Here is an 11,556-nt window from a genome sequence, read left to right as displayed (position 1 = left end):
CACTCTCGGTGCATGAGAGTGGAGGTGAGAGGTAACCCGACGGGTCGCTTTTCCACACAACGGTGAATGACCAAACCAGGGAGAAACTTATGACAGGGATAGGTCCGAGACTGCGTCAGGAACGCCATCGTCTCAAACTTTCGCAAAGTGCAATGGGCACCCTCGGCGGAGTAGAAACCAATGCACAAGGCAACTACGAAAGTGGCGCCCGATATCCAAAAGCCGATTATCTGTTGCGCCTCGTCGACGCTGGCGTCGATATCACGTACGTCATGACCGGCACCCGGTCATCGGACGTCGGCCCCTATACTTCAGTGACGCCGCCACCCAGCCATGTCGTCGATGAACATCTGGGCAAGGTCACCCATCAATTGCATCGCAACCTCCATGGACTCATCGATGCGCTTTACCAGATGGCGTTGCTGATCGAGTCCCGGGTGAACGACACCGCTGATGAAGCGGTGAAGAAGGAACTCGATACCATTCGTTCTGAAGCACAGGCACTTGCGCAAGCGTCTGTGAGACTGATTTTCGTCACCTCGAAACTGAGCTGATTCACGCAGCCACGGTGTACAACTCAACGGACGTTGGGGCATGATCCGGGCACCGTCAGACCTTCTGGACAGCACCGTGCCCCTCGCCGACCACGACCTCACCCGCCTCACTGCCTGCGCCGCCGCTCGCCTGCTTCAACGTCGCGAACTGAGCGCTCAGGACCTGCTCACCGCATGCCTTGAACGTATTCAGCGACGAGAACCTGAAGTTCTGGCCTGGCGCCAGTACGATGCGGAACGCGCGATGGCGCACGCTCGACAACTCGACAACGGCCCTTTGCGCGGCCCTTTGCATGGCTTGCCGCTGGGCGTCAAAGACCTGTTCGACACTCGAGACTTTCCTTCTGGCTATGGCTCGCCGATCTATCAACGCCATCAGCCCGTCAACGACGCAGCGGCCGTCGCGCTGTGCCGGGAAGCCGGTGCAATCGTCTTGGGCAAGACGGTCACCACAGAGTTCGCGACGTTCACACCCGGTCCGACTCGCAATCCGCACAACCGCGCCCACACGCCCGGCGGATCATCGAGCGGTTCGGCCGCTGCCGTTGCCGCACATATGGTGCCGCTCGCGCTGGGCACGCAAACCGCTGCGTCGGTGATTCGACCGGCCGCCTATTGCGGCATCGTCGGCTTCAAGCCCAGCTTTGGTCTGATTCCGCGGGCTGGCATCAAGAGTCTCAGCGAGTCGCTGGACACCGTTGGCGGGTTCGGGCGCAGTGTCGAAGACGTTGCCTTGCTGACCTCGGTACTGGCCAACGCCCCGCAATGGCGTCAACTGCCCCAAGACGCCAAACCTCGCGTCGGCGTGTGCCGGACGCCCCATTGGGACAACGCCAGCCCCGCCGCACAACAAGCGTTTGAAGCCACGGTTCAACGGTTGATCAAGGCAGGCGTGCGGGTGGTCGATGTCACACTGACCGACGCCGTCTGCGCTCTGACCGAGGTACACAATGAGGTCATGTGCGCCGAGGCGTTCAAGGCGTTGAGCGATGAGCGCTTGAACCACCCGGATCAGTTGAGTGAACGCCTGAAAACGATGCTGGAGCGCGGGTCACGGGTGACCTTTGAAGACAGCCTGAGACACCGTGCTCAGGTGGCTTCGGCAAGGCATCAGCTGGGACGTGGATTTGTCGATTACGACCTGTTGTTGACGCCCAGTGCTTGCGGCGAGGCCGAACAGGGGCTTGAGCGCACTGGCGACCCACTGTTCTCGCGAATCTGGAGCTTGCTGGGATTACCAAGCCTGAACCTGCCGGTTGGGTTCGGGCCGCAAGGTTTGCCGCTAGGCGTGCAGTTGATAGGGCCCGTCATGAGCGACACCGCCACGTTGGCGTTTTGCGCATGGATCGAGCGCAGCCTCGACGCGTAATACTCCTCAGGATCATGAGTGCCCGCGAGCGCAGTCGTTCAGACACCCTCGCGGTGCCTGAACAATGGATCGCGGGCGAGCCCGCTGGTAGTGCTGCTCGGTTTAGCGACGCTTCATCCGGTCGATGATCACCGCCAGCAACAGGATCGTGCCGCGAATCACGTACTGGTAGAAGGTGTCGATGTTCTTCAGGTTCATCGCGTTTTCAATGATCGCCAGAATCAGCACCCCGGCAATCACATGGCGAATCATGCCGATCCCGCCACTCAGTGACACACCGCCCAGTACACAGGCAGAAATCACCGTCAGCTCGAACCCCTGACCAACCATTGGCTGCCCGGACGTCATGCGCGAGGCCAGCACCACACCCGCCAGAGCGCCAATGACGCCATGCACGACGAAGATGATGATCTTGGTGCGATCAACATGCACACCGGCCAACAACGCCGCTTCCTGGTTGCCCCCGATGGCCAGCGTGTTGCGGCCGTAGGTGGTGTAGTTGAGCAGCCAGCCGAAGAACACGAAGCACACGACAGTGATCAGGATCGGCACCGGCACGCCGAACAGCTGGCCGTTGCCGAACACAAAGAAGGATTCCTCGCCGACGCCGACAGCCTTGCCGTTGGAGAAGATGTAAGCCAGCCCGCGAACGATCTGCATGGTCGCCAGTGTCGTGATCAGCGCATTGATGCGCAGCTTGGCGATGACGATGCCATTGATCAGGCCCACCACCAAGCCCATGGCCAGTGCTGCTGAGACGCCAAGAAACACGCTGTCGGTGTCGCGGATGACGATGGCCGCGATGACCCCGGAGCAGGCCAGTACAGACCCGACCGACAGGTCGAAATGCCCGGAGGCCAGGCAATACAGCATCGTGCAGGCGGCAATACCGACCGTGGAAATCGCCAGACCCAGGCCACGCATGTTCAACGGGGACATGAAGTTGTCGATCAGCAAGGCACAGAGCACAAAGATACCCAGTGCAGCCAGAAGCATCGCCCAATCGTCGACGAATCGACGCATGTTCATGCCCTGGCGGGGAGCCGTCAGGCTGGTTTCGGTAGACATACGCACCTCGTTTTTATTTTTCACTGTCGTGACCAGATTGTTCAGCCGCGTGTGCGCGGCAGTGCCAATTGCAACAAACGTTGTTCATTGGCCTCATCGCGAGAAAGCTCGCCGGTGATAGCGCCTTCGCTCATGACCAGAATGCGGTCGGAAATACCCATGACTTCCATCAGATCGCTGGACACCACGATGACCGCGATGCCGTCGGCGGCCAGGTTATGGATGATCTGGTAGATCTCGGATTTGGCGCCGATGTCGATGCCGCGTGTCGGCTCGTCCAGCAGCAGGACCTTCATCGGCATCGAGAGCCAGCGACCGAGAATGGCCTTCTGCTGATTGCCGCCCGAGAGGAACAGCATTTGCTGATCTGGCGAAGGTGTCTTGACGTTCATTGAGCGGATCTGGCCCTTGGCGTTTTCCCGCTCCCACTTGCCCTGAATCAGGCAGCCCAGGTGCACGTGCCGTGGCCGCGCGCCGATGTTGATGTTCTCGGCGACACTGGACAGCGGCACGATGCCTTCCTTCTTGCGATCCTCCGGGCAGAGCAGAATCCCGGCGTCGATGGCGTCGCGAGGGGAACGCAGATTCAGCGACTGCCCCTCCAGCTGCAACGTGCCGGCCTGACTGCGGGTCAGGCCCGACAGCATGCGGAACAGTTCAGTACGGCCCGCGCCGACCAAGCCGAAAAAGCCCAGCACCTCGCCCTTCTGCACCGCGAAACTCGCAGGCTCCTGAAGCCCCGGTCCCATGAGACCAGTCACCCGCAGGCTCGGCCCTTGATGCTGACGTGGACGGTAGTTGTAGATGTCCTGAATGTCGCGCCCGACCATGCAGGTCACCAGCCGGTCGTGATCCAGCTCGGCCATGTCCTCGAAGGTGCGCACGAAGCGGCCATCCTTGAACACGGTCACCGCATCGCAGACGCGGAAGATTTCTTCCATGCGATGGGACACATAGAGAATGACCCGCCCTTCGTCACGCAGCTTGACAATGATCGCCATCAGCCGGTCGATTTCCCGCGCCGACAGGCTGCTCGTGGGCTCATCGAAAGCGATGACGTGGGCGTTGCGCGACATGGCCTTGGCGATTTCCACCAACTGGCGTTGCCCCAGCGACAGATCGCCCAGACGAGTGCCCGGATCGATTTCGTCGGCCAGGCCCTTTAACAGCTCCCGCGCGCGACGAATCATCGCCCGACGATTGACCATGCCCCAGCGGTTGGGCATGTGGCCGAGCAGCAGGTTCTCCGCCACCGACATTTCCGGCACCAGATGCAGCTCCTGGTGAATCACCGCTACGCCAGCGGCAATGCTGTCGGCCGTGGACTTGAACGCCAGATGCTCGTCGCCGATCTGCAGGTCGCCGCTGTTGGGCTGATACGAACCGCCGAGGATCTTCAGCAGCGTCGATTTGCCCGCGCCGTTCTCGCCCATCAGCGCATGAACGCTGCCTGGCCGAGCTTCGAAATTGATGTCCGACAGGGCCTTCACGCCGGGAAATGTCTTGCCGATCCCGTTGAAGCGCAGGCTGCCGCCGTGCTGCGTTTGTTGTTGAACCGATGCCTGTTGCATGAACCACCTCCACCTCGCTCCACCCCTGACGGAGTGGAGCGAGGTCTTGCAGATATCCGCCTGAACTTCAGGCGTCCCGACTCGACTGCCGCGTTACTTGTACAGACCGATTTTGGTCAGCACGTCCTTGAAGTTGGCGCGGGTGATCAGGGTCACGTCGTCCATGGCGGTGTACTTCGCAGGTTCCTTGCCGGTGGTGACCCACTCGTACATTTGCAGGGCGGTGTTGTAGCCCTCTTTGTCCGGGCTAGGCAGCATCGAGCCGAAGAAGCCGCTTTCCTTCTTCTTCAGTTCGTCGATGGCGTCGGTGCCGTTGATGCCGATACCGATCACGTTGGCCGGGGCGAAACCTGCGCCGGCGGTGGCACGTACGCCACCCAGAACGGTGTTGTCGTTCATGCCGCCGACGATGAGGTTTTTCGCGCCGCTTGGCAGTTTAGGCAAGGCCGCGTTGGTGGCGTCCATGCTGCCAGGTACGTCGAGGGTTTTCTGCGGCGTGAAGAGGATGTGGTCTTCTGGCAGACCGGCTTTTTTCAGCGCATCAACCGAACCGTCGGTGCGTTTCTTGCCCGTGTCCAGTTCGTTGTAGGTGTTGATGATCGCGTAGGTTTCTTTCCAGTCCCACTTGCGGTTCTGCGCTTCAGTGGCCATCGCCGCGCCCTGTTTCTGGCCGACTTCGAACGCCGCCATGCCCAGGTACGGCACGTCTTCCATGAACTTGCCCTTGGCGTCGACGAAGCGGTCGTCCACCGCCATGACCTTCAGGCCATTAGCCTTGGCTTTGGCGACGATGGCAGGGCCGAGGGAGACGTCAGGCGGGCAGATGACAAAACCCTTGGCGCCATTGGCGGCCAGGTTATCAATCGCGGAGAGGGTTTTCTCGCCGTCCGGTACGGCAATTTTGATCACTTCAAAACCGTGATCCTTGCCCGCCTGTTCAGCGAAGGCCCATTCGGTCTGGAACCAGGGCTCTTCAGCCTGCTTGACCAGAAATCCGATTTTGACCTTGTCGGCAGCGGACACACCGCCGCTCATGCCCAGAATGGCGGTGGCAACAGCGGCACAGCACAGGGAACGAATCCCGTGGCGACTCAACATAGCTAACTCCTTATTTTTATTGACTAGCTACAGCGTTCAGCAGTGAATGTCGTGACGACCGAACCGTTACCGGCGCGGGCGTCGATCGACTGAAAACAGTCATATCATATTATCAATGACGTCTATGTAACCGAGTGTCACACCCTCTTGAGCGGTCCGACATTCATCCGGAAAAACGATGTGAAACCTGCCCTCGGATGCCCGTTTCGACGCTGATCACACAGCCATCCAGCTCCAGCGCATCACTGGCCGGTCTGGCACTGGTGACGAACAGCGTGGTCATGTCCGGTCCGCCGAACACGCAACTGGTGGGATGACTCAGCGGCACTTCGACGATCCGGTCGACACGGCCATCCGGCGCAAAGCGAATGAGGCAGTGACCGCCCCATCGGGCGTTCCACACATAGCCCTGGGCATCCATGGCGGAGCCGTCGGGCACGCCGCGTTCGTGTTGTTGCGCCCAGAGCGTGCGCTCGCCCAGCGCTCCGTCAGCCTGAATCGGGTAGCGATAGATCACCCCGTCGAGGCTGTCGGCGCTCAGCAACGCGTGGTCGTCATCAGCCCAAAGCAAGGTGTTCACGATGCCTTGCCCATTGAGCAACGGCGTGACGCGAGCATCGGCATCGACCCGATAAATCCCGCCGGAACGCCGCTCCAGTGGGAGGTCGCCGCCTTCGGCATCCAGGTTGTTCTGCATGCTGCCGAGCCACAGTCGGCCCTGGCGGTCACACCGAGCTTCATTGGCGCGGTTGCCCGAAATCGGGTCGGCGACGCACAGCAGCGAAAACGCGGGGTGGTCAGCGGGAGAATCAAGGTCAAGCCGGTAGACACCGCTGGCGAGAGTCACCAGTGCGTCACCGTGAACAGTGGGAATGAACGCAGACACCGGCTCGTTGAATTGCCAGTGGCGCACCTGCCCTTGATGCAGGCGCAGCGCGCGGAATCCGGCGATGTCGACCCAGTACAGCGACTGTTGAACGTCATCCCAGAACGGCCCTTCGGCCAATTTGAATCGCTGGTCACTGACCGGCTGCCACTTCATAGCGAATGTCCTTTTTTATTCTTGTCGGGGGCCGACGCCCCCTCTTGTCTACTGACCTTCGAACGCTTAATGCGCCAGCGATCGCGAGATCACCTCGCAGGCGTTTTCAATCAGACTCATGCAGGCCCAGACACCCCGAGCCGAATCACGTGTTGCGATGGCGTCGGCCAGGTCCTTGTGCAACGGCAACGTTCTGCCCAGTTCACCCGGTACGGCCGAGGACACCTCGAACGAAATCGCCAGCAGCGCACCGAGCGCGGGCAGCATCTGCTCGATGAACTGGTTGTGACTGGCCGCCAGCACCGCTTCGTGGAAACGCTGGTCGGCGTGGTTGTAGTCACCCTTGTCCTTGACGCTGGTCTCCAGCACACGGTACGCGGCCTGAATCTCGTCAATCTGCTGCGGCGTCGCACGTTCACACGCCCAACGCACCGCCATCGGTTCAATCGCGCGGCGCAGGTCGAGCAGGTCCATCACAAAGCTGGCGGGCAAGCCTTTGGCCGCTAACCAACCGACGACTTGCGGGTCGAACAGATTCCAGTTGCGGACCGGCAAAACCCGCGTCCCCACCTTCGGACCGACTTCCAGCATGCCCTTGGCCACCAGCGTCTTGATCGCTTCGCGGATCACCGTACGGCTGACCCCGAACTCTTCACCCAAGGCCGCCTCGACCTTCAACGACTGCCCTGCCCCTACGTTGCCTTGAGCAATCCAGGCACCCAGGCGGTCTACCGTCGACGCGTGAAAACTGTTGCTCATTCGACCACCCCTCCTCGCGGCGTTTTCCGCGAATCGAGGCTAATCATCATACGATTGAGTGTCAAACGCCTGTACAACCCGAAAAAGCTCGTCTAAACCTGTTCGACGAATCGCATCAGACTGACCGCGCCTCAATAGTATTACAATTTATTTTTAAATCGAGTGGTTTTGCTCTATAAATCGATTAATTCGGTGATGAGACACCGAATAGTATTACGAATTCCAGTTGCAAGCCTCCGCGGCAAGGTGACTCTCCTTGTTGATGGATCTTGCAGCCTGTCGCTGTTCCTAAAACAACAAAAGGAAGGACGTAATGAGGAAGACGCTTATCCCTGCTATTGGGCTCTCACTGCTCGCAGCAGCCCTTCAGGCAAATGCCGCCGGGCTCTCTGCGGAACACGCGGCTTTCGGCAAGATGCCGGATGGCACCACCGTCGAGAAATACACCCTGCGCAACAGCCTCGGCATGCAGGCCACAGTCATCACCTACGGTGGCACTCTGCAGTCGCTGCTGGTGCCGGACAAACACGGCAAGACCGAGGACGTCGTACTGGGCTTCGATGACCTGGACGGCTACCTCAAAGGCACCTCCTACTTCGGCGCAACCATCGGGCGCTTCGGCAACCGCCTGGCAGATGGCAAATTCAGCCTCGACGGCACGACCTATCAAGTCCCGCAGAACGACAAGACCAATGCATTGCACGGCGGCCCGAAGGGCTTCGACAAGCAGGTGTGGAAGGCTGAGCAGATCAAGGACAAGGGCTGGGTCGGGGTCAAACTGACCTATGTGTCGGCCGACGGAGAAATGGGCTTCCCCGGCACCCTGAAAACCGAGGTGACCTACAGCCTCAACGAAAAGAATGAGCTGCGCATTCAGTACCACGCCACCACCGACAAGCCGACGGTGCTGAACCTGACCAACCACAGTTACTTCAACCTGGCGGGTGCCGGCAATGGCGACATCCTCGACCAGGTGGCGATGGTCAAGGCGTCGCACTACACGCCTGTCAACGTGAAGCTGATTCCGACAGGCGACCTGCCGCCCGTGGCGGGCACACCGCTGGACTTCCTCAAGCCCACTGCGTTCGGCAAGCGAATCCGGGAAGATAACGAACAGCTGAAGTTCGCCGAACCCACTCAGGGCGGGTATGACCATAACTGGGTGCTGGACACCAAGGGCAAGGTATCGGCGCTGGCCGCTGAAGTGGTCGATCCCAAATCCGGTCGTCACCTGCAACTGTTCACCAGCGAACCTGGCGTACAGCTCTATACCGGCAACTTCCTGGACGGCACCGTCAAAGGCAAGGGCGGCAAGATTTACCCGCACTGGGGCGCCTTCACCCTGGAAACACAGCACTACCCTGACTCACCGAACCAGAAGGGTTTCCCGTCGACACGTCTTGATCCAGGCAAGGCCTACACGCAGACCACCGTGTTCAAGTTCGTCAGCAAGTAAACCCAACCACATTCGCCATGCCCTAGGCATGGCGAATGCCTGTTTACTCGTCCACCGCGACTCCCGCAAGCCGCGCCTGAACGCGTACTCCCCTCCTCAGGACCACGATCCATCCATTCGCGTCCATCCGGTTTTTCGCCCGCCCTCTTCTGTACCGAACGTAACCGTTTGGCACCCAAAGCATTATTTCGAGTGAATTTTCCGCACAGCAGCGACTCACTGAACTGTGAGCGACTGATACGGAGGTTTGCAAGAGTGGCACAGTACAAGCACTTCAGAATCGATTATCTGCTGCATGGCAAGTACAAAAGCTTCTACATCAGTGCCGAAGCCATGGACAACGCATCGGCCTGGCATTGGGCATCCGTGGACGCAGGATTCGGGCAGATACCGAAGTACCGTTCGGACAAAGTGCCGAAAGTCAGCAAACCCAAAGCCGAGCAACTCGGGCTGACGGATGTTGAGTGGGCTGAATCCTGAGACGAGGGCTCAGTCTTGGGCAGAGCGCTGTGCTCTGCCCTCTCCTCGGCAGCATCTGCGGGTCTGCTGCAAACCTGCGAGAGCGAACTTCCTCGCGAGCGCAGCCGTTAAGCTCCATCCATGCTGAGTGACCTTTTGCAGCCGGTCATGGACGCTCTTCCAACTGCTTTAACCCAGCCCCGCCGCTGAATGGATTTCTGACAATTGGCGCACTGCATCGGTGCCATTGAAGGAACTGATCATTAAACGATCATTACGAGTCAGCCCTTGCGTTTAATGGCTTGCAGCCAGTTATCCACAGAGATATTCACGCTTTCCGTGGACAACTTTTTGAACGATATCCCGTTGACTTTCAAGGACTACCCAGCGTAGGCCCTCGCCAGAAAACGCGTCAAAAGGTGCCTCTGCTCCACCGCCTCGACGCCCGCGTTGGCCTGCAAAGAACTCACCCGATACTTGCAAGTTGGCCTGAACAGGTCTATTAACTTCCAGCGTTGCAGCAATGCTGCTGTCGAACATTCATTGAATCGGACCCCGACAGGTCATGCGAATCACCAACCTCCCCATGGCCTTGCGCCGTTCCAAAGTACGGCACTCTGCCCGTCCGCCGGATACCTCGTCTCTCGCTTGAGCGCGCCTCGACAATCGCGCCAAGTCCGTTCGCTTTTCCCCTTTCAGTACGCCTGCCACCACGACCTCGCGCCTGCACGCTTGGCGTTGTCACGTGGCCTGATCCTGCGCGCCCATGCGGCGCAAGCGAGAGACCCATGAAATTTGCACCCGTTGAACATGCCCAGCGTTTTCTCACTCAACACCCCGATATCGAGATGTTCGAACTGTTCATCCTCGATGCTAACGGCGTACCGCGCGGCAAGCTGTTGCACCGCGATGAGCTGATCGCTGTTTATGAAAATGGACGGCCGTTGCCGAGTACGATTCTGGGCCTGACGCTGCAAGGCGACGATGTCGAGAACTCAGGACTGGTCTGGGACGTGGGTGACATCGATTGCCGCGCCTACCCGCTGGAGGGCAGCCTGGTGCGCCTGCCGTGGCGGCAGATTCCAACCGCCGCAGTACAGGTCAGCATGCACCCGACCGAGGGTGTGCCAGCCAGCATCGCCGATCCTCGTCACCTGCTGATCAAGGTCATCGAGCGCTTGAACGCCGACGGCTATTACCCGGTCATGGCCTGCGAGCTCGAGTTTTATCTGCTCGATGCCAAACGCGACGCCAATGGCCGTCCGCAACCCGCGCCGGACGCCGACGGCTCCCGCCCTCGCCACACGCAAGTCTACGGACTGCGAGAACTGGAACAGATCGAACCCTTCCTCGCCGACCTCTATGCCGCCTGCAGGCTGCACGGCATTCCCGCGCGCACGGCGATCTCCGAATACGCGCCCGGGCAAGTGGAAATCACCCTGGAACACGGCGACGCCCTTGAAGCCATGGATCAGGCCGTGCGCTACAAACGCCTGGTCAAGGCCGTCGCGCACACGCACGGCATGCAGGCTACGTTCATGGCCAAACCGTTCGACGACCTCGCCGGCACCGGTATGCACATGCACGTCAGCATCGCCGACGCAGACGGCCACAATCTGTTTGCGTCGCAAGATCCGGCGGGCACGCCACTGCTGCGCTACGCCGTTGGGGGAATGCTCGAGTCGCTGCTCGACTCGTTGCTGCTGTTCTGTCCGAACGCCAATTCCTATCGTCGCTTTCAGGCCAACAGCTACGCGCCGCTCGCGCCGACATGGGGCGTGGATAACCGCACCGTCAGCCTGCGCGTGCCGGGTGGACCGGCGCACACCCGCCACATCGAACACCGTATCTGCGGCGCCGACGCCAACCCTTATCTGGCGGCGGCTGCGATCCTCGCGGGCATCCATCGCGGCATCACACACAGCATCGACCCAGGCGCACCCGTCGAGGGCAACGGCTACGCGCAAGCGACGCGCCTGCTGCCCACTGACTGGTTGACCTCGCTGACCGCACTGGAAAACTCGGCATGGGCCCGCGATGCGCTGGGAACGGAATTCCTGGGGGTGTACCTGGCCGTCAAGCGCGCGGAATATCGGCAGTTCATGGCCGAGGTGGGGGAGCAGGACTGGCGTTGGTACCTGACGCAAGCCTGACCATTGAACCCACTTCTGACGAGTATC

Annotated in this window: 10 protein-coding genes; 5 read left to right on the top strand and 5 right to left on the bottom strand. The window is 60.2% G+C overall.

Features of this window, described 5'->3' with window-relative positions; all coding sequences use genetic code 11:
• The first annotated feature begins 89 nt into the window (after window positions 1-89).
• Window positions 90-554, top strand: coding sequence for a helix-turn-helix domain-containing protein (locus AB4N84_RS22350; protein WP_074749692.1), 465 nt, complete (start codon window positions 90-92; stop codon window positions 552-554).
• A 40-nt stretch (window positions 555-594) separates the two neighbouring features.
• Window positions 595-1,923, top strand: a complete 1,329-nt coding sequence (locus AB4N84_RS22345; RefSeq protein WP_460043219.1) for an amidase — start codon at window positions 595-597, stop codon at window positions 1,921-1,923.
• Window positions 1,924-2,025: 102 nt separating this feature from the next.
• Here AB4N84_RS22345 and araH read toward each other — a convergent pair whose 3' ends face one another.
• The 5 genes from araH to AB4N84_RS22320 form a co-directional block, all read right to left on the bottom strand.
• Entirely contained in the window at window positions 2,026-2,991 is a 966-nt protein-coding gene (gene araH, locus AB4N84_RS22340) for an L-arabinose ABC transporter permease AraH (protein ID WP_460043218.1), read from the bottom strand.
• A gap of 41 nt (window positions 2,992-3,032) precedes the next feature.
• Window positions 3,033-4,562 carry an L-arabinose ABC transporter ATP-binding protein AraG gene (araG, locus tag AB4N84_RS22335; RefSeq protein WP_074749689.1) on the bottom strand — a complete coding sequence of 510 codons (1,530 nt, stop codon included), beginning with the start codon at window positions 4,560-4,562 and terminating at the stop codon, window positions 3,033-3,035.
• A gap of 93 nt (window positions 4,563-4,655) precedes the next feature.
• Window positions 4,656-5,660, bottom strand: coding sequence for a substrate-binding domain-containing protein (locus tag AB4N84_RS22330; protein ID WP_074749688.1), 1,005 nt, complete (start codon window positions 5,658-5,660; stop codon window positions 4,656-4,658).
• A gap of 163 nt (window positions 5,661-5,823) precedes the next feature.
• Window positions 5,824-6,702 carry an SMP-30/gluconolactonase/LRE family protein gene (locus tag AB4N84_RS22325; RefSeq protein ID WP_074749687.1) on the bottom strand — a complete coding sequence of 293 codons (879 nt, stop codon included), beginning with the start codon at window positions 6,700-6,702 and terminating at the stop codon, window positions 5,824-5,826.
• A 66-nt stretch (window positions 6,703-6,768) separates the two neighbouring features.
• Window positions 6,769-7,461, bottom strand: coding sequence for a FadR/GntR family transcriptional regulator (locus AB4N84_RS22320; protein ID WP_074749686.1), 693 nt, complete (start codon window positions 7,459-7,461; stop codon window positions 6,769-6,771).
• 313 nt (window positions 7,462-7,774) lie between these two features.
• On the opposite strand from AB4N84_RS22320, the gene AB4N84_RS22315 reads away from it, so the two are divergent.
• From AB4N84_RS22315 to AB4N84_RS22305, 3 genes are all read left to right on the top strand, one after another.
• Window positions 7,775-8,917, top strand: a complete 1,143-nt coding sequence (locus tag AB4N84_RS22315; RefSeq protein ID WP_074749685.1) for an aldose epimerase family protein — start codon at window positions 7,775-7,777, stop codon at window positions 8,915-8,917.
• 255 nt (window positions 8,918-9,172) lie between these two features.
• A complete protein-coding gene (locus AB4N84_RS22310) occupies window positions 9,173-9,397 on the top strand; it encodes a DUF6555 family protein (protein WP_062382299.1) in 225 nt (74 codons plus the stop codon).
• Window positions 9,398-10,164: 767 nt separating this feature from the next.
• Window positions 10,165-11,529 carry a glutamine synthetase family protein gene (locus AB4N84_RS22305; protein ID WP_460043217.1) on the top strand — a complete coding sequence of 455 codons (1,365 nt, stop codon included), beginning with the start codon at window positions 10,165-10,167 and terminating at the stop codon, window positions 11,527-11,529.
• The last annotated feature ends 27 nt before the right edge of the window (window positions 11,530-11,556 follow it).

The organism is Pseudomonas sp. S2_H01 (genome assembly GCF_054668305.1).
Note: the sequence above shows the minus strand (reverse complement) of the source record. Positions and strands in the feature narration are given on the sequence as shown.